This window comes from Methylobacterium litchii, assembly GCF_038442315.1.
Lineage (GTDB): Bacteria > Pseudomonadota > Alphaproteobacteria > Rhizobiales > Beijerinckiaceae > Methylobacterium > Methylobacterium litchii.
Genome location: NZ_JBBXMY010000002.1, coordinates 295,138 through 316,050, shown reverse-complemented (window position 1 = coordinate 316,050; position 20,913 = coordinate 295,138). Strand labels below are relative to the sequence as shown.

The following is a 20,913-nucleotide window of genomic DNA, read 5'->3' as shown; positions in this document are numbered from 1 at the left end:
CCGCGCTGTCACCGCAGAATCGCGTTCAGGGTGTGGTGCTCAAGCCTGCGAAGGCCGCATCGAGCTCCGCCCGCGCCTTGGCGAGCCCGTCCCGCTTGGCCGAGAGCCACGCCCGGTCGGCGGCGAGCTTGTCCTTCGCCACCCCGAGCATCCGCGCGACCTCGGCGGGTTGCGGCCCGCCGAAGCCCTTGGCCGCCGCGATCATGCCCGTCGCCGACAGGGCCTCGCGGAAGCGCGCTTCGGACAGCGGCAGGCCCGCCCCGGCAGCGGCCTCGGCATAGATCCGCTTCACCTTATCGAACGGCAGGTCGGCCGGACGCAGGTTGTGGCTGCGCCCGTAGGTGACGAGTTCCGAGGCGAAGTGGTGGCCGAGGCGGAACGGCACGTCGGCCTCGCGCTGGAGCGTGTCCGCGAGTTCGGTCGTGGTCGAGTAATCGGCCGCCACCTCGTCCGCCGCCCGCTCGCGGTCCACGACGAGCCCGTCCAGCACGGAGACCCAGCGACGGCACATCTCGGCGGCGACGGCCAGCGTGCGCGCGGGCGGGATCATCTGGTTGCGCTTGTAGTCCGGCATCCCGGAATCGACGTTGTGCGCCATGATGGTAAAGGCCATGGCCCCGCCGACCACGTCGCTCGCCTTCATCCGCAGGGTGTAGATCGCCACGGGATTGCGCTTCTGCGGCATGATGCTGCTCGGCCCCGTGAGCGCGCCCTCGCGCAGCAGGATCCACGGCCGGGTCTGGTGATACTGCGCGTAGAGATCCTGCGAGAAGCTGCCCGCCGTGGTGGCGAGGTTGGCGGCGAGGCCGGTCAGTTCCAGGCCGAGATCCATCGGGGCGAGCTGGCCCGCGTCGTAGCTGTTCTCCACCGGGGCCTCGAAGCCGAGGAGGGCGGCGAGGCGCATCCGGTCGACGGGAAAGCTCGACGTGCCGAGTGCCGCCGCGCCCAACGGCGAGCGGTTCACCCGCGCCCAGGCTTCGTGCAGCCTGTCCGCATCGCGGGCCATCGCGGCGGCGTAGCCGAGGAGGTAATGGCCCAGCGTCGTGGGCTGCGCCTGGACGCCGTTCGTGTAGGCGGGGATCACCGTCGCGGCCTCGCGCTCGGCGACCGCCAGCAGGCTCCCCCGTGCATCGTCGAGGGCGGCGGCGAAGTCGAGGAGCCGGTCGCGCTGCTCCAGCTTGAGGACCGTGGGGATGATGTCCTGGCGACTGCGCCCGGCATGCATCCGCGTGGCGTCGGGGCCGGCGATGGCGGTGATGAGCGGTTCAATCCGCAGGTAATCGTCGGGGCGCGAGGCGTGGGGCTTGGCGGCGTTCGCCTGCACCGTATCGAGCGCCTGCGCGATGGTGCGGCCGAGCGCCCGGGGGACGATGCCGGTCTCGACGGTCATCACCAGGGAAGCGCGGTTGATCTCGCCGATCCGCGCGAAGGCGTCGTCCCCGTCGGCGCGGGCGCCCCCGCCCATCGCCAGCACCGCGACCATGGATGTCAGAAGACGCCGCATCGATACTCCCCCGTTGCACCGGGCGGCGCTTGATAGGCCCAGTTCCCCGCCGCCTTCAAGCGGCCTCACGGCAGGCCGCCGTGCCGGGCGGGGCATGGGCACGGAAGAACGCGGCCAGATGCGCGAGGCCGGGCGCGCGGGGGTCACTCGCCCGCCACGCCAGGGCGATGGTGCGACCGGGGCCGTCGACGTCGAAGGTGCGGATCACCGTCAGGCCGCTCGGGTCGGGGCCGGGCGGCACGGCGAGCGCCGGCAGGAGGGTGTAGCCCGCTCCGGCCCCGACCATCGAGCGCAGGGTTTCCAGACTCGTGGCGTGCCGTCCCACCGAGGAGCCGGCGCCGCAGGCGGCGATGGTCTGGCCGCGCAGGCAGTTCCCCTCGTCGAGGAGCAGCAAGTCGGGCCCCGCGATGGACCCGGCCGAGAGCGCGCCGCCCTGCGCCAGTTCATGCTCCGCCGGGCAGACGAGGTGGAACGGCTCGATGAACAGCGGCGACAGAGCGAGCCGCCCCTGGTTCAGCGGCAGGGAGATCAACGCGGCGTCGATCCGCCCCTCGCGCAGCCCTTCGAGGATGTCGGCGGTGCGCGATTCGGACAGCGACAGGCTCAGCAGCGGAAACGCCTCGCGCAGGGGCCGCAGGACCAGCGGGAAGAAGTAGGGGCCGAGGGTCTGGATCGCCGCCAGCGACAACCGTCCGGTGAGGGGCGCGCCCCGCCCCTCGGACGCCATGGCCAGAAGCCGCTGCGCCTCCGCGAGCACCGTGCGCGCCTGCCGCACGATGGCTTGCCCGGCTTCGGTGAGGAGCACACGCCGGTTGGACCGCTCGAACAAAGCGAGGCCCAGCGCGCTTTCGAGCTTGCGGATCTGCACGCTCAGGGTCGGCTGGCTGACGTTGCAGCGCTCGGCCGCCCGCCCGAAATGCCCCTCGTCCGCAACGGCGACGACATATTCCAGATCGCGCAGGGACAGTCCTGAAAGGTTCATAGACGGCGTCTATCACAACCTTTGTGACGATGCATTTGTCAGATGGACCGGCGAGGTCCATAAACCCGTCAGAACGGTTCCAGTCTAGGGCGTCGCCCTCAGGCCGGCCCCCTTTTGGCCCAAGGAAAGACGAGACGCATGAGCGATCAACGACCGATCCTGACCACCCGCCAGGGCCATCCGGTCCGTGACAACCAGAGCACCCGCACCGTCGGTGAGCGTGGCCCGGCCACCCTCGAGAACTACCAGTTCATCGAGAAGATCACCCATTTCGACCGCGAGCGGATCCCGGAGCGCGTCGTCCACGCGCGCGGCGCCGGCGCTCATGGCTATTTCGAAGCCTACGGCAAGATCGGCAACGAGCCGGCCTCCAAGTACACCCGCGCCCGCGTGCTGAACGAGACCGGCGTGAAGACGCCGATGTTCGTGCGGTTCTCCACCGTGGCCGGCGCCAAGGAATCGCCCGAGACCGAGCGTGACCCGCGCGGCTTCGCGGTGAAGTTCAAGACCGTCGACGGCAACTGGGACCTCGTGGGCAACAACCTCAAGGTCTTCTTCATCCGCGACGCGATCAAGTTCCCCGACATGATCCACGCGTTCAAGCCCGATCCGGTGACGAACCGGCAGGAGGCGTGGCGCTTCTTCGACTTCGTGGCCCAGCACCCCGAAGCGATCCACATGGTGACGCACCTGAAGTCGCCGTGGGGCATTCCGGCCAACTATCGCGAGATGGAAGGCTCGGGCGTGAACACCTACAAGCTGGTGAACGACCAGGGCGAGGCCGTCCTCTGCAAGTTCCACTGGGAGCCGAAGCAGGGCATCCGCAACCTGACCTCGCAGCAGGCGTCCGAAATCCAGGCGAAGGACGTGGGCCACGCGACCCGCGACCTGTACGACAACATCAAGGCCGGCAACTTCCCCGAGTGGGAATTCTGCGTGCAGATCATGCCGGACGGCCCGAACGATCACCTGTCGTTCGATCCGCTGGACGACACCAAGCTGTGGCCGGTCGAAGACTTCCCGCTGCTCCCCGTCGGCCGCATGGTCCTCGACCGGGTGCCGGATAACTTCTTCGCGGAAGTCGAGCAGTCGGCCTTCGGCACAGGCGTGCTCGTGGACGGCATCGACTTCTCGGACGACAAGATGCTGCAGGGCCGGACCCTGTCGTACTCGGACACCCAGCGTTACCGCGTGGGCGCCAACTACCTCCAGCTGCCGATCAACGCGCCGCAGCCCGGCGTGAAGGTCTACTCGAACCAGCGGGACGGGCAGATGACCTACGGGGTTGATGGCACGGGTCCGAACCAGCACATCAACTACGAGCCTTCCACGCTGGCCGAGGGCCTGCGCGAGGCGCCGAAGAAGACCGACTACCATCAGGCTGTCGAGGGCCGGCTCGGCCGGTATCAAACCTCGCGGACCGAGGACGACTACACCCAGGCGGGCGTGCGCTACCGGTCCTTCCAGGATTGGGAGCGTGACGACCTGATCGCCAACCTCGTCAACGACATGAAGCAGTGCCCGGAGCCGATCCAGCTGCGGATGGTCTGGCACTTCTGGCACGCCGACGAGGACTACGGCCGTCGCGTCGCCGAGGGTGCGGGCATCGATCTGGAGAAGGCCAAGTCCCTGCCGCCGCTGCCGGGTCGCGCTGCCCCGGGCAAGCGTCTCGCAGCCGAGACCTACACCGAGAACGCTCCGCGCGTCGCCGCCGAGTAAGCATAGGTTGAAGCGGGCCCGGTTCGCCGGGCCCGCCCACGGGACAACAAAAAAGCCCCGCGCGGAGCGATCCGCGCGGGGCTTTTCGTTAGGCTGGTGGTCGCTTACGGGCAGGAACGACGGATGCCGCCCTTGCCGACATAGGTCTGGGACTGCGGATCGTAGGTCCGGAAGCGGCGGGCGCAGGCCTCGATGGCCCCGTCGTCACCCGTGGTCACGGTCTCGACGGGCGCGTAGCCGACATTGGCGTAGCCGCCGGCCGGGCCGTACTCGGTGCCGTAATAGCCATCGTCATAGCCGCCGTAGCCATAGGCTGACGGGTATCCGTACCCGTAGCTGCTGCCGTAGAGGCCGCCCGCCGCCAGCCCGAGGCCGAACCCGCCGAGCCCGGCCGCGAGGCCGTAGCCGCCGTATCCGCCCCGGCCGTAGCCACGACCGTAATAGCCACGGTTGAAGCCACCGCGGTTGTAGCCGTAGGCGCCCCGGTTGAAGCCGCCGCCGGCCAGCCCGGCACCACGGCCGTAGCCCGCTCCGGCGAACCCGCCCCGGTTGAAGCCACCGCCGCCGATCGCGCCGCCGCGATTGAAGCCGCCGCCGCCGATGGCACCGCCGCGACCGAAGCCGCCGCCATTGCCGCCGATCGTGATGCCGGGATTGCCGGCCGAGACGCCGCCGCCGGCCAGAGCATTACCGCGACCCTGGGCCTGCGCGCCCACCGGCATCATGGAGAGGCCGATAGCCATCGCCGAGGCGACAGCAAGTCCATAAGTGCTGCGAGTCATTCCATCCATCCTGATCACGTGTATCGTGAGCGGTGAACGCGCCACTTCCGCTTTCGATCACGGAAATAGACATCAAAGCGACAAATCGCACAGACAAGTACGGCGAAGCTTGGGTCAACGCGTCGCGGAAACCGTTCGCGCCGCGCCTGCGGGAAGCCCCGCGATGATGGCCACGACGCAGATGGCAGCAAAGAGGATTCCAGCGAGGCCCCATCCCCCGGTCGCCTCGTGCGCCAGCCCGAAGGCGAGGGGGCCGAGCGCCGCGAAGACGTAGCCGATGCCCTGCGCCATGGCGGAAAGGCCGGCTGCCGTGCCGGCGTCGGCGGCCCTCAGGACGATGAGCGTCAGCGCCAGCCCGAAGCAGCCGCCCACTCCGAAACCGAGGATGCCGGCCGCCGGGATGCGGAAGGCATCGGCCCCGAAGGCGACGACGAGGAAGGCGAGGGCGGTGATGCCCGGAATGCCGACGATCCAGGCGCGCTGGTCGCGGGCGCGGGCGGCGAGCGTCGCGATGATGAGCGCGCCCGGCGCTTGGCAGAGCGTCACCAGCGAGGCGTAGAGGCCGGCATGGAGCGGATCGAGCCCGCGTCCCTGTAGGAGCAGCGGCAACCAGCCGAACAGGATGTAGGCGAGGGAGGATTGCAGGCCCATGAAGGCCGTCACCCGCCACGCGAGGGCGCTGCGCAGGAGTTTCCCCGGTTGCGGCGGCCGGGCGGGGCCACCGCGCCTCGCGTAGGGGAACCACGCCAGGGCCGCGATCAAGGCCGGCACCGCCCAGACGGCCAGCGCCACGGGCCAGCCCTTCAGCGCCTGCTCCACCGGCACGGCAGCGCCCGCGCCCGCCGCCGCCCCGAGGCAGAGCGTCATGGTGTAGAGGCCGGTCATCGGCCCGCTGCTCGCGGCGAAATCGCGCTTCACCAGGGCCGGAAGCAGCACGTTGGCGAAGCCGATGCCGGTGGCGGCGACCGCTGTGCCGAGGAACAGCGTCGGCAGCGTGTCGATCCCGCGCAGCGCCAAGCCGGCGGCGATGAGGGCCATGCCCGCCATCACGCCGCGATCCGGCCCCATCGTGCGGATGACCGGGGCGGCCAGGGCGCAGGCGAGCCCGAGGCAGAGCACCGGCAGGGTCGTGAGGGTCGCGGCTCCGGCGGCGCTGAGGCCCGTCGTCTCGCGGATCAGCCCGAGCAGCGGCCCCACCGTGCTCAGCGCCGGCCGCAGATTGAACGCGACCAGCATCATCGCGAGGCCGAGGATCCACCCGCCCGCGTTCACCTGACGACCCGTCACACCCGCTCCCTTCCCGCCAGGGCGAGCCCCGCGCAGACCACCAGCATCCCGGCGAACAGCAGGTCGCCGAACCGGGCATAGGGCGTCCCGCCCAGGATCCGCGCCGGCAGGTCGGCATCGAGATAGGTCTCGACGTCGATGGGCGTCTGCGCGGTGACGCGCCCATGGGGATCGACCACGGCCGAGATGCCGGTATTGGCGTCGCGGACGAGGGGCAGACCCTCCTCCACCGCCCGCAGCCGCGCTTGTGCGAGGTGCTGGCGCGGCCCCGGCGTATCGCCGAACCAGCCGTCGTTGGTCACGTTCAGGATCAGGCCCGGCGGCCTCGCACTATCGATGGGCTGGCCCAGGGGGCGGATCGCGGCCGGGAAGATCGCCTCGTAGCAGATCGTCCCCACCACGGGCGGCAGGCCCGGCACGGTGAGGATGCGCTGGCTCGCCGCGTTGCCCGCCGTGAAGCCGCCGGGGATCGCCACGAACTGGCGCAAGCCGATGGCCCGCAGCGCACCATCGAGAACGCCCGGCAGGTACTCACCGAAGGGGACGAGGTGCACCTTGTCGTAGGTGTCGGTGATGGTGCCGTCGGGCTCGATCACCATGATCGCGTTGTAGATGCGCGGGCGCTCGCCGGGCAGCGGCTCGTCGGCGCGGGCGGCGCCCGTCATCAGCACCCGCCCCGGCTTCAGCCCGGCAGCGATCTTCGCCCGCGCGTCAGCGTCCCGCTGGATGAGGAAGGGGAAGGCGGATTCGGGCCAGACGATATGCGTCGGCGCCGGCTCACCGGCCTCCGGCGGGCGGTCGCTCAGTTCGATGTAGCGATCAACGATATCGTCGCGATTCTCGGGGCGGAATTTGGCGTCCTGCTGCAGGTTCGGCTGCACGAGCCGCAGTCGCACGCCCGTCACCACCGGATCGGCCGGGCCGAGGCGGTCGGCCCCGACCAGGGCGAGGGCGACGAGCAGGATCGCCGCCGCCGCCGCCGGCCCGAACCGCTCGCGCGGGGAGGCGGCATCGAAGAGCGTCGCCGGGGCGGCACAGACCAGCACCGCCAGCACCGTCAGACCGTAGAGACCAATGAAGGCCGCCGCCTGCATCAGCCAGAGGTTCTGGCCCAACGCCATGCCGAGCACGTTCCACGGGAAGCCGGTGAGGACGTGCCCGCGCAGCCATTCGGCACCACCGAGGCCGAAGGCGAGGGCGGCGATCCGTGCCGGCCCGCGCGTCCAGGCCAGCCCCGCGACGGCGAAGCCGGCCCCGTAGAACAGCCCCAGCCCGAAGGGCAGTCCGATCACGCCGAGGGGCAATGCCCACAGGAATTCGTCGGCCTCCACGAGGAAGGCCGAGCCCAACCACCACAGGCCCGCCGTGAGGAAGCCGAAGCCCCAGGCCCAGCCGATGAGGAAGGCCGGGCCGATGCGGCGCCGCCCGGCCATCGCTCCGTCCATCAGCCAGACGGCGACGCACAGGGCGACGGCGAGCGCGGGCAGGAACCCGTAGGGCGGCATCGCCAGGGCACCGAAGGCCCCCGCGACGAAGGCACAGGCCAGCCGCCGCCACCCGCGCAGGGCGGCCAGACCCGCGATTCGCTCCCTCACGGACGCGGCGTCTCGGCGGGCGGCGTCGGAGAGGGCGGGGGTAGGGCGAGGGGCACGACCGCCGCGATGCGGGCGGGCCCCCGGTGGAAGCGCAGGCGCTTCAGCCGGCGCGGATCGGCGTCGAGCACTTCGAATTCGAGATCGCCCGGCCCGGTGATCAATTCACCCCGCGACGGCACGCGGCCGGCGAGGGTGACGATCATGCCGCCGATCGTGTCGATCTCCTCGGCCATGTCGCCCACGGCGGCGGCAAGGTCGATGCCCGTCGCCTCGGACACCTCGGCCAGGGGCGTGCGGGCGTCGGCGACGAACACGTCGCCCTCGCCCTCGACGCGCTGGACCTGCTTGGCCTCGGCCACGTCGTGCTCGTCCTCGATGTCGCCGACGACGACCTCGATCAGGTCCTCGATGGAGATGAGGCCGTCCGTACCGCCATACTCGTCGATGACGAGGGCCATGTGCGTGCGCGTCGCCTGCATCCGCACCAGCAGGTCGATGGCCGGCATGGAGGGCGGGACGAACAGCACCGGGCGCTGGATGCGCGCGGCGGCGAGCGTCGTGCCGAGTTCGACCTTGCCGAGGTCGAGGGCGCGCGGCAGGCGCGGTGCCGGGCGGCGGACGCGCGGCGCGGGGGGAGCGTCCTCGCCGGCCTGCTCGGCGGGCGGGGTCGCCACGCGGGACGCGGCCGGGCGGCGGGAGGACGGTTCGGCCTTGGCGGCGATGAAGTCCACGAGGTCGCGGATGTGCACCATGCCGCGCGGGTCATCCAGCGTCTCGCCGTAGACCGGCAGGCGGGAATGCCCGGCCGTGCGGAACAGCTTGAGGAGATCGCCGAGGCTGGTCTCGTTCGAGACGGCGACGATGTCGGCCCGCGGGATCATCACGTCATCGACCCGCACCTTGTGCAGCCCGAGGACGTTCTTGAGCATCGCCCGCTCGAGGGGCGAGAGGCCTGTCTCGCTCTGGTCTGGCTCGGCCAGGGCCTCTTCAAGGCCCTCGCGGAGGGTCTCCCGCGGCTTCAGGTGAAGCGCCTGCAGGAGGCGGTCGTACCAAGGCTCACGCTGGGGGGCGTCAGTCTCGGGGGCATTCGGCGCGGCCAGGGCCGCGCCGCGACTTCGATCGTTGCTCATGTCTCTCGGATCAAGGAAGGGATGGTAGTTGCCCGCTCAGTCGGCATAGGGGTCCGGGATGCCCAGGGTCGCGAGGGCCGCGATTTCGAGGGCTTCCATCGCCTCGGCCTCGGTGTTTCCGAGTTCGTGGTCCTGTCCGACAAGGTGCAAGGTCCCATGGACGAGGAGGTGGGCGAGGTGATTCTGGAGCGGCTTTCCCTGCTCCGCACTTTCGCGCACCATCGTCTCGTAGGCAAGGACCACGTCGCCCAGGGGGGCGGGCGCCCCCGGCGGCAGGGGCTGCGGCGCGGCCGGAAAAGACAGCACGTTCGTGGGCTTATCCTTGCCGCGCCATGTCTTGTTAAGATCCTGGACCGTCGCGTCGTCCGCGAGCAGAACGCTCACCTCGAGGTTGCCCGCCGGCTTCTCGGGGGCGATGGCGAGCCCCGCCTCCACCGCCCGCAGCACGAGCGATTCGAGATCGGGGATCGCCTTTTCCCAGCGGTCGTCCTCGACCGCGAGGTCGATGTCGTGGTCGGGCATCAGGCGAGGGGCCGGCGGCGGGGGTTCGGGTTGCGGTCGGCCTCGGCCTCGCCGTGGGAGGCGTGCTCGTAGGCGGTGACGATCCGGCGGACGAGGTCGTGGCGCACCACGTCCACGTCCTTGAACACGACGCGGCCGATGCCTTCGACCCCGTTGAGAACCGAGACGGCCTCCACCAGCCCGGATTTCTGGCCCGGCGGCAGATCGATCTGGCTGGGGTCTCCGGTCACGATCATCCGCGAGCCCTCGCCCAGGCGGGTGAGGAACATCTTCATCTGCATGGAGGTGGTGTTCTGCGCCTCGTCGAGGAGCACCACCGCGTTGGTCAGCGTACGTCCGCGCATGAAGGCCAGCGGCGCGATCTCGATCTGCCCGGTCTGCAACCCGCGATCGACGTGGCGCGCTTCCATGAAATCGTAGAGCGCATCGTAGATCGGGCGCAGATACGGATCGACCTTCTCGCGCATGTCGCCCGGCAGGAAGCCCAGGCGCTCGCCCGCCTCGACGGCGGGGCGTGAGAGAATCAGCCGCTCGGCATGGCCCTGTTCGAGCAGCGACACCGCATGGCCCACGGCGAGCCACGTCTTGCCGGTGCCCGCCGGGCCCTCGGCGAAGACGAGTTCGTTGCTGCGCAGCGCCTTGATGTAGGAATCCTGCGCCGGGTTGCGCGCCCGCACGGCGCCCCGGCGGCGGGTGGCAATCTGGTCGAAATGCGGGGTGTCGGTCTCGGCGGCGATTTCAGCGGCCGGAAACAGGTTCGCCTGCGCCGTCGATTCGCGGATCGCGCCATCGACATCGCCGAGGCTCAGCGTGCCCCCGCCGGTCCGCACACGGGCGTAAAGCTTCTGGAACACCCGACGCGCCTTCTCGGCGGCGTCCGGCGGCCCCTTGATGACGAGGTGATTGCCGAGCGCCGTCGCGGTGATGCCGAGCCGCCGCTCGATATGGGCGACGTTCTGGTCGTACTGGCCGAAGACGAGGCTCGCGAGCCGGTTGTCGTCGAAGGTCAGCGGAACCTCGACCGCCTCCTCCGTGACGGGCCTCCCGAATCCGGGGGGCCGCCCGCGCAGGGGGTTGCCCCCGCGTCCACCGTCAGCCGCACTCAAGCGTTGTCTCTCACGTCAGGCATCCTCACGCAGCGGCGGCCTCGGGGAGGCGTTCACCGAACAGGCTGTTGGCCCCGGCCTCGGTGATCCGAACCGGCACGATCCGTCCGATATGGTCCTGCGGAGCGTCGAACTGCACTGCCAGGAGGTGCGGCGTCTTGCCTGCCACCTGTCCGGGGTAGCGCCCGGCTTTCTCGACCAGCACGTCGAACACCTGTCCCACCGCCTCCCGCTGGTAGGCGTGGCGACGGGCGTCGAGGACGCGCTGCAGCTCGGTCAGCCGCTCGGACATCACCACCTCGGGCACGTGGTCCGTGCGGTCCGCCGCCGGGGTGCCGGGGCGCGGGCTGTACTTGAAGGAGAAGGCGCTCTCGAAGCCGATGTCGCGCACCAGCGCGAGGGTGTCGGCGAAGTCCGCGTCGGTCTCGCCGGGGAAGCCGACGATGAAGTCCGACGAGAGCGCGATGTCGGGCCGCGCGGCGCGCACCCGGTCGACCAGCCGGCGGTACTGATCCGCCGTGTGCTTGCGGTTCATCGCGGCCAGGATCCGGTCGGAGCCCGACTGCACCGGAAGATGCAGGTAGGGCATCAGCGCCGGGATCTCGGCATGGGCCCGCACGAGGTCGTCCGCGAAGTCGTTCGGGTGGCTCGTCGTGTAGCGGATGCGCGCGATGCCAGGCAGGCGCGCCACCTCCCGCACCAGCGCCGCGAGGCCCACCGGCCCGCCCTCGGCGCCCTCGCCGTGATAGGCGTTGACGTTCTGGCCAATCAGGGTGATCTCGCGCACCCCGCCCGCCGCGAGGCGCTGCGCCTCCGCGAGCACGGCGGCAACCGGGCGGGACACCTCCGCGCCGCGCGTGTAGGGCACCACGCAGAAGGCGCAGAACTTGTCGCAACCCTCCTGCACCGTCAGGAAGGCCGACGTGCCGAGGTTCCGCCGCGCAGGCAGGTGATCGAACTTGTCCTCGATGGGGAATTCGGTGTCCACGACGCGGCCGCCGCGCGCCAGAAGCTCCGGCAGGCGGTGGTAGCTCTGCGGGCCGACGACCACGTCCACGGCGGGCTGGCGGGCCTGGATCTCGGCGCCTTCCGCCTGGGCGACGCAGCCGGCCACGACGATCCGCATGTCGAGCCCCTGGGCGCGCCGCTCCTGCTTCAGCACGCGCAGCCGGCCGAGTTCGGAATAGACCTTCTCCGCCGCCTTCTCGCGGATGTGGCAGGTGTTCAGCACCACCACGTCCGCGTCCTCGACGCTGTCCGTGGCGGTGTAGCCCTCGGCGCCCAGCACGTCGGCCATGCGGGCCGCGTCGTAGGCGTTCATCTGGCAGCCGTAGGACTTGACGTAGGCTTTCTTCAACGGGCCGGGTTCCGGTTCGGGGCGGGCAATCCCGTCGGGCTCTAGCACAGAATTCGCCGTGGGTCAGGCGGCGGACAATCCGCCCATCGTCCCGAGATTGGAGGCCGGTGCCGGGCTGGCGGCGGGCTCGCGCCCTGCGCGGCCGGTCACGACTCCCTGGATCGCCCGGCGCACCTCGGCCTCGGCGGCGGCGGTGGCCACCTTCCGGTCGCTGTCGGCCTCGAACAGGATCGGCGCACCCCAGACGATGTGCACGTCGATGGGCCCGCCCTGCACGAAGGTGGCGAGGTGCGGCGCCAGCTCCATGTCGCCGTACCACGCGATCTCGGCCCGCTCTGAGCGGACGACCGGCATGCCGTTGCGCTTCGGATAGGTGATCGCCAGCGGCTGGAGCCGCACCCGTCCACGCTCCCCCTCGGCTTGCAGGGCGGCCCTGGCGGCGCCGACGAGGGAGGAGCGGAAGGGCAGGAGCCGTGTGCCGTCGCCGGTCGTGCCCTCCGCAAACAGCACGACGAGTTCGCCCCCGGCCAGCCGGTGCCCCATGGCCGCGCTGACGGTGGCGGTGGCGCCCCGGCGGGCGCGGTCGATGAACAGCGTCCGCTGCAGCACGGCGAGATGGCCGATGACCGGCCAGCCGGCGATCTCGGATTTCGCCACGAAGGAGAGCGGCCGCAGCGAGCCGATGGCGATGATGTCGAGCCAGGAGACATGGTTCGCGAGCACCAGAGCGGGCTCGTCCGGCGCGGGCGGCGTGCCGGTCTGCGTCACGCGCACCGAGAACAGCCACAGGAAGACCCGGTGGAACAGCATCGGCACGAAGCCGGAGGGGCGCTTCAGGACCCTCAGCACGACGAGATGCGGCGGCCAGATCACCGCGAAAGCCAGCGCGAGGCAGGCGAGCCGGAGGACGAGGCCGACGCGGCTCACGCGTTCACAGCTCGGCCGACATGGTGAGAGCGGTGGCACGGCTTCCGTCGGCCTTGGTGTAGTAGCCCGTCCGGGCGCCGACCTGCTCGAAGCCCAACCGCCGGTAGAGCTTCAGGGCCGGCTGGTTGCCCTCATCGACTTCGAGATGAACCCGCCGTGTTCCATTGAGGGCGAGGCCGTTCAGGTGCTCCCGGAGCAGCCCACGGGCATGGCCACCCCCGCGCAGGGGAGGGGCCACCACGACGGTGAGGATTTCCGCCTCGTCGGCAGCCCGCCGGGACAGGACGAAGCCCTGCAACGTCCCCGAGCGAAACAGGCCATGTGCGAAGCTCGACCGCTCGCACAGGATGCGCTCGAACTCGTGGCTCTCCCAGGGGCGGGCGAAGGCGGTGGCGTGGATCCGCGCCAGGGCAGGGGATTGCGAGGCATCCGTCAGCGGCGCCACGCTCGGCGGCGGCGTCAGAGCGTCCCACCACGCCATCCACCATTCCATCGGCCAGAAGGGGAAAGCGGGGCGATTCATTGTCGGGCGACCCGGGCGTGGTCCTGCGGGCGCGCATCCGGCCCACGGAGATAGAGGGGACGCGGCAGGGCGTGGGCGGGATCGGCCACCATGCCGAGTTGCGCGACGGCGGCGATATCGGCCACGCCGGTCCCGGCGATGCTTACCGCGATGCCGCGCGCGGACAGAGCCTGCGCCACGAGCGGCGCGCCGGAGCCGGTGAGGATGACGGGTCCGGTCCCGAGCCGCGCGGCGGCCTCCTCCACCGGCAGGTAGACCGGCGCCAGCGTCTCGCCGCTCGCCGTCGTCAGAGCCTGGACGTAGACGGCTCCGTGCCGGGCATCGATGGCCGCGACGAGGGTGCCCTCGCCGGGATCGGCCAGCAGCGGCGCGAGCAGGGCCGAGAGGGTGCCCACGCCGACCACGGGCCGGTCGACCGCGAGCCCGATGGCCCGTGCCGCCGAGAGGCCGACGCGCAGGCCGGTGTAGCTGCCGGGCCCGACGGTGACGGCGATCCTGTCGAGGGATTCGAAACCGCCGTCGATGCGGGCCATTACCCGCTCGATCAGCGGCAGCAGCGCCTCGGCATGGCCGCGCGCCATCGGCAGCGATTCCGAGGCCAGGGGCTCGGGCTCGCTGCCCTTCATCACGCAGGCGGCGCAGACATCCAGCGCCGTATCGATGGCCAGTACTCGCACGCCCACTCCCGTCGCGCCCTATGACGCGGACGGTATGGCATAAAACGAAACCGCCGCACCGTCAGCGCCGTCCGGCGGTTTCATCCCCTGTCGGATCACGAGTGTTGCCGGCTTGCGCCGGCTCGACCCTCAGACCGCCTGGACTTCGCGCACATCCGGCAGGAAGTGGCGGAACAGGTTCTGCACGCCGTGGCGCAGGGTGGCCGTGGAGGACGGGCAGCCCGAGCACGCGCCCTTCATCTCCAGGTAGACGATCCCGTCCTTGTAGCCACGGAAGGTGATGTCGCCACCGTCGCCGGCCACGGCCGGGCGGACGCGCGTCTCAAGGAGGTCCTTGATCGTCACTACGGTGTCGTGGTCCGCCTCGTCGTAGAATTCCTCGCCGGCCGCGTCATGGGCCTCGGCGGCACCTTCGGCGAGGACCGGGGCACCGGACTGGAAGTGCTCCATGATCGCGCCGAGCACCGCCGGCTTCACCTGTGGCCATTCCGACCCGTCCTCGGCCTTCGTCACCGAGATGAAGTCGTGCCCGAAATAGACGCCGGAGACGCCTGGCACGCCGAACAGCGCGGAGGCGAGGGGCGAGCGCGTGGCGGCCTGGGCGTCGCGCGCCTCGAAGGTCGAATCGGACAGAACCACCCGGCCGGGCAGGAACTTCAGGGTGGCGGGGTTCGGGGTCGCTTCGGTCTGAATGAACATCGGAGGCTCCGCTGCGCCGGTTCAAGGCCGGCGGGGGGAAGGGTGTCGCGCGCCGTCATCGGCGCTGCCCATCATGTGGACCGCGCGCCGGATTTTCACAACCGCGCCGGCCGCGCAGGTTTAACCGCCTCTTAACCAGCCGGCGGGATCGTCCGACCCATGGCGCTCTCCGGCGCGGTCGGCACCGGCCCGCCGGGAGAGAGTGCAGGATCACGGCCCCGCCGTGCCCCGACCCCGAGCGGTCGCGGTGGCATCGGGTCCGTCCGGAGACCCGATATGCAGAGCACCGAGCAGGCCGTCCGCGAGCGCGCCTATTACATCTGGGAAGGCGAAGGCCGCGTCCATGGCCGCGCCGACATCCATTGGATGCGCGCCGAAGCCGAGCTGACCGCCGTCGAGCCCGCCAAGAAGCCGGCCCGCAAGGCGGCTGCCAAGCCCGTCGCCGAGAAGCCCGTTGCCGAGAAGCCCGTCGTGGCCGCCAAGCCGGTCGCCGCCGCGAAGCCGGTCGCCGCCAAGAAGGCCGCCGAGGCCGCCACCCCCGCGAGCAAGATCGCCAAGCCGAAGGCCACCGCCGGCGCGGCCGTCGCCGCCGCTGCGGTCAAGGCGAAGCCGGCCCGCAGCCGCGCCGCCATGCACTGAGAATCGGCCGCATCGCCGATCCTGCGAGAGGCCCGCCCCGCCGAGGGGTGGGCCTCCGTCGTTTCGGGGGCAGGAACGTCGCCGCCCGGCCGGGGTTGTCCGCGCTCTTGGGTAGGCGGGCCGGTGGTGCGATGCGAGCGGTGATCTTCGATATCGACGGGACGCTGCTGAACAGCGTCGATCTCCACGCCAAGGCCTGGGTCGAGGCCTTCCGGCATTTTGGCGTCGAGACGAAGGAAGCCGAGGTCCGCAGCCAGATCGGCAAGGGCGGCGACCAGCTGATGCCGGTCTTCCTCTCGAAGGAGCGAATCGAGAAGGACGGCAAGGAGATCGAGAGCTACCGCTCCGACCTGTTCAAGCGCGAATACCTCGACAAGGTGAAGCCGTTCCCCGCCGTGCGACCCCTGTTCGAGCGGATCCGCCGGGAGGGGCTGACCGTGGCCCTCGCTTCTTCGGGGAAGAAGGACGAGGTGAAGCACTATCAGGAGCTTCTCGGCATCGCCGATCTGATCGACGTCGCGACGAGTTCGGACGACGCGGATCGCTCGAAGCCCCATCCCGATATCTTCCAGGCGGCCATCGACAAGCTCGACGGAATCGCCCCGGAGGACATGATCGTCGTCGGCGATACACCCTACGATGCCGAGGCCGCCGACAAGGCTGGCCTACGGACCATCGGCGTCCTGTGCGGGGGCTTTCCCGAGAGCAATCTCAAGGGGGCAGGCTGTGTCGCGATCTACCGCGACCCGCAACACCTGCTGGATGCGTTCGACGACACACTCCTGTCGCAGAAGTAGTGCGATTTTTGCGCATTTGGCCCGCGTCGCATGCAAGCGACGTGAGTCTTTACGGCTGTCCGCAGCCGATGCGAGATGACCTAAACAGTTACGCGCAATTTGGTTTTCCACGCATCGGGCGTCGCGTGGTGACGCCGGGCGGCTGTGGCTTCGCGGCGACTCCTTCCAACGCCGGCTATGGAAAACTCGCCGATGGGGTGGCGCCGGGCGAATGAAAGGTTTAGCGACCCGCCCGCCCCTGGAATCCTTCAAAGGACCGCCGCGCATGATTCAGCTCCGCGAACTCGCGAACGAGCCATGCTTCAGCTCCCGCAGCCGCAGCCTCGCCGAGCAGATCGCCGACGCGGTTCGCAGCCGGACCACTCCGCTGAGCCAATTGCTGCGGCTGATGTCGGCGGTCGATGCGCAGGGCGGCGACGCCAGCCTGAAGCAGCTTCTGCGCAACCGGATCGGCGCCCCGCTAGACGCCTGATGTCCCTATCGCGCGCGGTACCGCCGCGCGCGCTTGCGTGAAGTGTTGGCCTTGCCGTCGATGCGGGCCATGCACGCGTAGTAGATCCCCTTGCCAAGCTCCTCGATGGGCAGGTTCCGGGGATTGGGCGTCGAGAAGACGCGAGCCCGCGCCTCGCCGCGACAGGCGGCGTCTTCCGGGCTTCGGATCGGCGGCTCCGCCCGGGCGGCCCCCACTCCAAAGATCACCAGAGCCGCGAGGCCGAAAGTGACGCGATAGCCCGTTCCGATTCGCTTCATGTCGTTCGCTGGCCGCTCCCTCTTGCACGCAAGATAGTCGGGTTAGGGCAACGGTGAAGCTTTTCGCGACGAAAAAAGTTCGCGGGCTCGCCCAAATCAGTCTCAACGCATTGCGCAAAAGAAAACCGCCCGCAAAGCGGGCGGCGATTTGGTACGCGATAGAGCCGTATTGTGCCGGACCGGGCCCGGATGAACCGGGCCAGCGCGCAATTAGCGCTTGGTCTTGGCCTTCGCCTTGCGGGCCGCGTAGCGCGCATCGCGCAGGGCCTTCTTGGCTTCCAGCTCGGCGGACTTCCGCTCCTGATAGGCAGCGAGTTCCGCGGCCTCACGGGCGAGCTTGGTGGCGAGTTCGGTTTCCTCGCGGAGACGCTTCTCCTCGGCAGCCTTACGCTCGGCCTCGATTCGGGCGGTCTCGCGCTCGCGGGCGCGCTCGTCACGGGCGCGGGCGACTTCTGCGCGCGCCTGGGCCCGGGCCTTGACCTCGGGGTCATCCGACGGAGGGCGGGCCTTGAACTTGGCCAACAGGGCAGCCTTGGCGGCTGCGGAGCTCTCGCGACGGTCGTTGAAGTTCCTGTAGTCGAATGCGCTCATCGGGCCTTTCTCTTGGGTGCGTCACGCGTCTCGCGGGGACGGCCGGCTCGAATCCGCCGGTCAGCGAAGCTGGTGACCGATCCTCACGTCGTCCCCGAGACGCGGGATCCTCTCGAACCATCGAACCAATCGATGGTTCGACCCGAGCGCTCACGCGAAAGCAAGCGTTCGGGTCGAACCAAAGTCGGGAGCAGCGAGCCCTTCGCACGCTCTCCTTGCGAAAGGCAACCGGCCCCAGGTGCAATGGACCGGACCACCGCAACAAAAGCCGTGAATCCTTTGAAAGTTTCGACGCCAGATGCCGAAAAGCCTCAGAGCGTCACGCGGGAGCGGCGCATGACCGGCGTGGAGCCACGTCCGTCGCTTGGATCGAGTACATGCGAGAAATGGGGCGCTGGGCGCCGCCCGGCAAGGCAATGAGCACTATGCGCGAGCAGCGAAAGCGACCTCGCTGCCTCGTACCGGGCATGCTGTGCGAAAAGTTACATGGGACCGGTCACAATGTCGCCAACGGATACATGATTCCCAGCCTAGCCCGCTCGACATGCCTAAAAGCTAGGCAGTGGCGCCGGCGGCCATGAACGGGCTCCCCGGTAGCGGTGCCCAACGGGTTGGCCGAGGGTTTGCATGATGGCTATCCCGACCGGGCATGACAGGCCCGGGGCCAGGAGCAGACCCCTTTCTCATGAACGTCGTTCTTCCCAAACTCGGCGCCCGTGCGGCGCTGGCTGGCGCTGTGCTGCTCGCCGCGACCTCCGCGAGCCTCGCGCAGGGCACGCTGCGTATCGGCATGACCGCGTCCGACATCCCCCTCACCACCGGTCAGACCGACAATGGCGGCGAGGGCATGCGCTTCATGGGCTACACGGTCTATGACGGGCTCATCAATTGGGACCTCTCCAGCGCCACCAAGGCGTCGGACCTCGTGCCGGGCCTCGCCGAAAGCTGGACGGTCGACGCGAACGACAAGACCAAGTGGGTCTTCAAGCTCCGCCCCGGCGTGAAATTCCACGACGGTTCGGACTTCACCGCCGACGCCGTGGTCTGGAACCTCGACAAGCTCCTGAAGGCGGATGCCCCCCAATACGATCCGCGCCAGTCGGCCCAGGGCAAGACGCGCATTCCGTCCGTGGCGAGCTACAAGGTCGTCGATCCGCAGACGGTCGAGATCGTCACCAAGGCGCCGGACGCGACGCTTCCCTACCAGATCGCCTGGGTGATGATGTCCTCGCCCGCCCAGTGGGAGAAGCTCGGCAAGTCCTGGGACGAGTTCGCCAAGCATCCCTCCGGCACCGGCCCGTGGAAGCTGACCCTGTTCGCCCCGCGCGAGCGCGCCGAGATGGTGCCGAACACGGCCTATTGGGACAAGAACCGCGTTCCGAAGCTCGACAAGCTGGTGCTGGTGCCCCTGCCGGAGGCCAACGCCCGTGTCGCGGCCCTGCGCTCCGGTCAGGTCGACTGGATCGAGGCCCCGGCGCCGGATGCCGTCGCCTCCCTGAAGGGGGCGGGCTTCACCATCGTCACCAACGCCTACCCGCACAACTGGACGTGGCACCTCTCCCGCGTCGAGGGTTCGCCCTGGAACGACATCCGCGTTCGCAAGGCGGTGAACCTCGCCATCGACCGCGAGGGGATGAAAGAGCTGCTCGGCGGCCTCGCCATCCCGGCCAAGGGCTTCATGCCGCCGGGCCACCAGTGGTTCGGCAAGCCGACCTTCGACGTGAAGTACGATCCCGAAGCGGCCAAGAAGCTCCTCGCCGAGGCCGGCTACAGCACGGCGAAGCCCCTCAAGCTCAAGGTGGCGATCTCGGCTTCCGGCTCAGGCCAGATGCAGCCGCTGCCGATGAACGAGTTCGTCCAGCAGAACCTCGCCGATGTCGGCGTGCAGGTCGAATATCAGGTCGTGGAGTGGAACACGCTCATCAACATCTGGCGGGCCGGCGCCAAGGCCGACATCTCGCGCGGCGTCAGCGCGATCAACTACTCGTACTTCATCCAGGACCCCTTCACTGGATTCATCCGGCACCTGCAATGCAACCTCGCGCCGCCGAACGGCACCAACTGGGGGTATTACTGCGACCCCGCGATGGACAAGCTGTTCGATCAGGTCCGCAACACGTTCGACAAGGCCGAGCAGGAGAAGGTCCTCCAGAAGGTCCACGAGAAGTACGTGGATGACGCTCTGTTCGTGATGATCACGCACGACGTGAATCCCCGCGCCATGAGCCCGAAGGTGAAGGGCTTCGTCCAGGCGCAGAACTGGTTCCAGGACTTCTCCAACATCACCATGGCCACCGCCGGTCGGTGAAGACGAACGACCCTCCCCCCACCGGGGGAGGGTGTCCCTGGTGGTCAGATCGGTCCCATGCTCCTCTACATCCTGAAACGCCTCATCACTGTCACCCCCGTCGCGTTCGGGGTGAGCATCGTGTGCTTTCTCCTCGTTCACCTCGCCCCCGGCGACCCGCTCAGCGCCGTGCTGCCGGCGGATGCGACGCAGCAGACCATCGACGACATGCGGGCGGCCTATGGGTTCGATAAGCCGCTGCCGATCCAGTACGCGATCTGGCTGTGGCACGTGCTCCATGGCGATCTCGGCGTGTCCATCGCCACCGGGCGCCCCGTCGCGCAGGAGGTCGGCCGCGCGGTCGTCAATTCGCTGATCCTCGCCAGCGTCGCGACGTTGATCGGGTTCACCTTCGGCGTCTTCTTCGGCTTCGTGGCCGGCTACCGCCGCAACTCCATCCTCGACCGCGTGGCCTCGGCCCTGTCGGTCTTCGGCGTGAGCGTGCCGCATTACTGGCTCGGCATGGTGCTGGTCATCGTGTTCTCGGCCACCCTCGGCTGGCTGCCGCCCACGGGGGCGGGGCCGGACGGCTCCGGCAACTGGCGGCCGGACTTCGACCACCTGCGCTACATCATCCTCCCCGCCGTCACGATGGCGGTGATCCCGATGGGCATCATCGCCCGCACCGTGCGGGCGCTCGTCGCCGACATCCTCTCCCAGGATTTTGTGGAGGCGCTGCGCGCGAAGGGCCTCAGCGAGTTCGGCGTGTTCAAGCACGTGGTGCGCAACGCCGCACCGACCGCGCTCGCCATCATGGGCCTGCAGCTCGGCTACCTGCTCGGCGGCTCGATCCTGATCGAGACCGTGTTCGCGTGGCCGGGCACGGGCTTCCTCCTCAACGCGGCGATCTTCCAGCGCGACCTGCCCCTGCTCCAGGGTTCGATCCTCGTGCTGGCGATGTTCTTCGTCGCCCTCAACCTCATCGTGGACGTGATGCAGACCGCCCTCGATCCGCGCATCGAGCGCGCCTGAGACAGGA

At 69.5% G+C, this 20,913-nt stretch carries 21 protein-coding genes; 6 read left to right on the top strand and 15 right to left on the bottom strand.

The features are described 5' to 3' along the window. Positions 1-25 precede the first annotated feature (25 nt). Both AAHF99_RS06635 and AAHF99_RS06630 read right to left on the bottom strand, forming a co-directional pair. Complete coding sequence (locus tag AAHF99_RS06635) at positions 26-1,504, bottom strand: argininosuccinate lyase (protein ID WP_342163288.1); 1,479 nt, start codon at positions 1,502-1,504, stop codon at positions 26-28. Positions 1,505-1,559: 55 nt separating this feature from the next. Further along, positions 1,560-2,486 carry a LysR substrate-binding domain-containing protein gene (locus AAHF99_RS06630; protein ID WP_342163286.1) on the bottom strand — a complete coding sequence of 309 codons (927 nt, stop codon included), beginning with the start codon at positions 2,484-2,486 and terminating at the stop codon, positions 1,560-1,562. A gap of 138 nt (positions 2,487-2,624) precedes the next feature. Between AAHF99_RS06630 and AAHF99_RS06625 the strand changes: the two genes are divergently transcribed. Next, a complete protein-coding gene (locus AAHF99_RS06625) occupies positions 2,625-4,205 on the top strand; it encodes a catalase (RefSeq protein ID WP_342163285.1) in 1,581 nt (526 codons plus the stop codon). A gap of 104 nt (positions 4,206-4,309) precedes the next feature. On the opposite strand, the gene AAHF99_RS06620 is transcribed toward AAHF99_RS06625, so the two are convergent. The 11 genes from AAHF99_RS06620 to AAHF99_RS06570 form a co-directional block, all read right to left on the bottom strand. Beyond that, on the bottom strand, positions 4,310-4,987 hold the full coding sequence (locus tag AAHF99_RS06620; RefSeq protein ID WP_342163283.1) for a BA14K family protein: 678 nt from the start codon (positions 4,985-4,987) through the stop codon (positions 4,310-4,312). A gap of 114 nt (positions 4,988-5,101) precedes the next feature. Further along, entirely contained in the window at positions 5,102-6,226 is a 1,125-nt protein-coding gene (locus AAHF99_RS06615) for a CynX/NimT family MFS transporter (protein ID WP_412759847.1), read from the bottom strand. 44 nt (positions 6,227-6,270) lie between these two features. Further along, positions 6,271-7,869, bottom strand: coding sequence for an apolipoprotein N-acyltransferase (gene lnt, locus AAHF99_RS06610; RefSeq protein WP_342163281.1), 1,599 nt, complete (start codon positions 7,867-7,869; stop codon positions 6,271-6,273). Continuing rightward, positions 7,866-8,999, bottom strand: coding sequence for a hemolysin family protein (locus tag AAHF99_RS06605; RefSeq protein ID WP_342163280.1), 1,134 nt, complete (start codon positions 8,997-8,999; stop codon positions 7,866-7,868). Before AAHF99_RS06605 ends, lnt begins: the two co-directional genes overlap by 4 nt. A 36-nt stretch (positions 9,000-9,035) precedes the next feature. After that, positions 9,036-9,521, bottom strand: coding sequence for an rRNA maturation RNase YbeY (gene ybeY / locus AAHF99_RS06600; protein WP_342163279.1), 486 nt, complete (start codon positions 9,519-9,521; stop codon positions 9,036-9,038). Then, positions 9,521-10,591: a PhoH family protein gene (locus tag AAHF99_RS06595; protein WP_243957754.1), complete on the bottom strand. Its 1,071-nt coding sequence runs from the start codon at positions 10,589-10,591 to the stop codon at positions 9,521-9,523. The genes ybeY and AAHF99_RS06595 overlap by 1 nt, the downstream gene beginning before the upstream one ends. Before the next feature lie 61 nt (positions 10,592-10,652). Continuing rightward, positions 10,653-11,984 (bottom strand): tRNA (N6-isopentenyl adenosine(37)-C2)-methylthiotransferase MiaB, encoded by a 1,332-nt coding sequence (miaB, locus tag AAHF99_RS06590; RefSeq protein WP_342163278.1) that lies wholly within the window; start codon positions 11,982-11,984, stop codon positions 10,653-10,655. A gap of 63 nt (positions 11,985-12,047) precedes the next feature. Next, positions 12,048-12,911: a lysophospholipid acyltransferase family protein gene (locus AAHF99_RS06585; protein ID WP_342163277.1), complete on the bottom strand. Its 864-nt coding sequence runs from the start codon at positions 12,909-12,911 to the stop codon at positions 12,048-12,050. Positions 12,912-12,915: 4 nt separating this feature from the next. Further along, positions 12,916-13,434 carry a GNAT family N-acetyltransferase gene (locus tag AAHF99_RS06580; RefSeq protein ID WP_342163275.1) on the bottom strand — a complete coding sequence of 173 codons (519 nt, stop codon included), beginning with the start codon at positions 13,432-13,434 and terminating at the stop codon, positions 12,916-12,918. Continuing rightward, positions 13,431-14,111: a tRNA (adenosine(37)-N6)-threonylcarbamoyltransferase complex dimerization subunit type 1 TsaB gene (gene tsaB, locus AAHF99_RS06575; protein WP_342163274.1), complete on the bottom strand. Its 681-nt coding sequence runs from the start codon at positions 14,109-14,111 to the stop codon at positions 13,431-13,433. Before tsaB ends, AAHF99_RS06580 begins: the two co-directional genes overlap by 4 nt. Before the next feature lie 129 nt (positions 14,112-14,240). Beyond that, positions 14,241-14,810: a NifU family protein gene (locus tag AAHF99_RS06570; RefSeq protein ID WP_342163272.1), complete on the bottom strand. Its 570-nt coding sequence runs from the start codon at positions 14,808-14,810 to the stop codon at positions 14,241-14,243. 276 nt (positions 14,811-15,086) lie between these two features. Here AAHF99_RS06570 and AAHF99_RS06565 point away from each other — a divergent pair, with 276 nt between their 5' ends. The 3 genes from AAHF99_RS06565 (at position 15,087) to AAHF99_RS06555 (ending at position 16,718) form a co-directional block, all read left to right on the top strand. Next, complete coding sequence (locus AAHF99_RS06565; RefSeq protein WP_342163270.1) at positions 15,087-15,449, top strand: DUF2934 domain-containing protein; 363 nt, start codon at positions 15,087-15,089, stop codon at positions 15,447-15,449. Positions 15,450-15,580: 131 nt separating this feature from the next. Continuing rightward, positions 15,581-16,246, top strand: coding sequence for an HAD family hydrolase (locus tag AAHF99_RS06560; RefSeq protein WP_342163269.1), 666 nt, complete (start codon positions 15,581-15,583; stop codon positions 16,244-16,246). Between the two features lie 265 nt (positions 16,247-16,511). Continuing rightward, positions 16,512-16,718 carry a hypothetical protein gene (locus tag AAHF99_RS06555; protein WP_342163268.1) on the top strand — a complete coding sequence of 69 codons (207 nt, stop codon included), beginning with the start codon at positions 16,512-16,514 and terminating at the stop codon, positions 16,716-16,718. Between the two features lie 5 nt (positions 16,719-16,723). Here the strand turns inward: AAHF99_RS06555 and AAHF99_RS06550 are convergent, their stop codons facing one another. Beyond that, positions 16,724-16,996, bottom strand: coding sequence for a hypothetical protein (locus AAHF99_RS06550; RefSeq protein ID WP_342163267.1), 273 nt, complete (start codon positions 16,994-16,996; stop codon positions 16,724-16,726). Positions 16,997-17,206: 210 nt separating this feature from the next. Continuing rightward, positions 17,207-17,587 (bottom strand): DUF6481 family protein, encoded by a 381-nt coding sequence (locus tag AAHF99_RS06545; RefSeq protein ID WP_243957420.1) that lies wholly within the window; start codon positions 17,585-17,587, stop codon positions 17,207-17,209. 685 nt (positions 17,588-18,272) lie between these two features. On the opposite strand from AAHF99_RS06545, the gene AAHF99_RS06540 reads away from it, so the two are divergent. Together AAHF99_RS06540 and AAHF99_RS06535 are read left to right on the top strand one after the other, a co-directional pair. After that, on the top strand, positions 18,273-19,895 hold the full coding sequence (locus AAHF99_RS06540) for an ABC transporter substrate-binding protein (protein ID WP_342163266.1): 1,623 nt from the start codon (positions 18,273-18,275) through the stop codon (positions 19,893-19,895). A 57-nt stretch (positions 19,896-19,952) separates the two neighbouring features. Then, entirely contained in the window at positions 19,953-20,906 is a 954-nt protein-coding gene (locus AAHF99_RS06535) for an ABC transporter permease (protein WP_243957413.1), read from the top strand. The last annotated feature ends 7 nt before the right edge of the window (positions 20,907-20,913 follow it).

What these genes read in the sequence shown, in the direction of transcription:
- AAHF99_RS06635 (WP_342163288.1), bottom strand. Translation starts at nt 1,504, where the DNA reads ATGCGGCGTCTTCTGACATCCATGGTCGCGGTGCTGGCGATGGGCGGG.
- AAHF99_RS06630 (WP_342163286.1), bottom strand. Translation starts at nt 2,486, where the DNA reads ATGAACCTTTCAGGACTGTCCCTGCGCGATCTGGAATATGTCGTCGCC.
- AAHF99_RS06625 (WP_342163285.1), top strand. Translation starts at nt 2,625, where the DNA reads ATGAGCGATCAACGACCGATCCTGACCACCCGCCAGGGCCATCCGGTC.
- AAHF99_RS06620 (WP_342163283.1), bottom strand. Translation starts at nt 4,987, where the DNA reads ATGACTCGCAGCACTTATGGACTTGCTGTCGCCTCGGCGATGGCTATC.
- AAHF99_RS06615 (WP_412759847.1), bottom strand. Translation starts at nt 6,226, where the DNA reads ATGATGCTGGTCGCGTTCAATCTGCGGCCGGCGCTGAGCACGGTGGGG.
- AAHF99_RS06605 (WP_342163280.1), bottom strand. Translation starts at nt 8,999, where the DNA reads ATGAGCAACGATCGAAGTCGCGGCGCGGCCCTGGCCGCGCCGAATGCC.
- ybeY (WP_342163279.1), bottom strand. Translation starts at nt 9,521, where the DNA reads ATGCCCGACCACGACATCGACCTCGCGGTCGAGGACGACCGCTGGGAA.
- AAHF99_RS06580 (WP_342163275.1), bottom strand. Translation starts at nt 13,434, where the DNA reads ATGAATCGCCCCGCTTTCCCCTTCTGGCCGATGGAATGGTGGATGGCG.
- AAHF99_RS06570 (WP_342163272.1), bottom strand. Translation starts at nt 14,810, where the DNA reads ATGTTCATTCAGACCGAAGCGACCCCGAACCCCGCCACCCTGAAGTTC.
- AAHF99_RS06565 (WP_342163270.1), top strand. Translation starts at nt 15,087, where the DNA reads ATGCAGAGCACCGAGCAGGCCGTCCGCGAGCGCGCCTATTACATCTGG.
- AAHF99_RS06560 (WP_342163269.1), top strand. Translation starts at nt 15,581, where the DNA reads ATGCGAGCGGTGATCTTCGATATCGACGGGACGCTGCTGAACAGCGTC.
- AAHF99_RS06555 (WP_342163268.1), top strand. Translation starts at nt 16,512, where the DNA reads ATGATTCAGCTCCGCGAACTCGCGAACGAGCCATGCTTCAGCTCCCGC.
- AAHF99_RS06550 (WP_342163267.1), bottom strand. Translation starts at nt 16,996, where the DNA reads ATGAAGCGAATCGGAACGGGCTATCGCGTCACTTTCGGCCTCGCGGCT.
- AAHF99_RS06545 (WP_243957420.1), bottom strand. Translation starts at nt 17,587, where the DNA reads ATGAGCGCATTCGACTACAGGAACTTCAACGACCGTCGCGAGAGCTCC.
- AAHF99_RS06540 (WP_342163266.1), top strand. Translation starts at nt 18,273, where the DNA reads ATGAACGTCGTTCTTCCCAAACTCGGCGCCCGTGCGGCGCTGGCTGGC.
- AAHF99_RS06535 (WP_243957413.1), top strand. Translation starts at nt 19,953, where the DNA reads ATGCTCCTCTACATCCTGAAACGCCTCATCACTGTCACCCCCGTCGCG.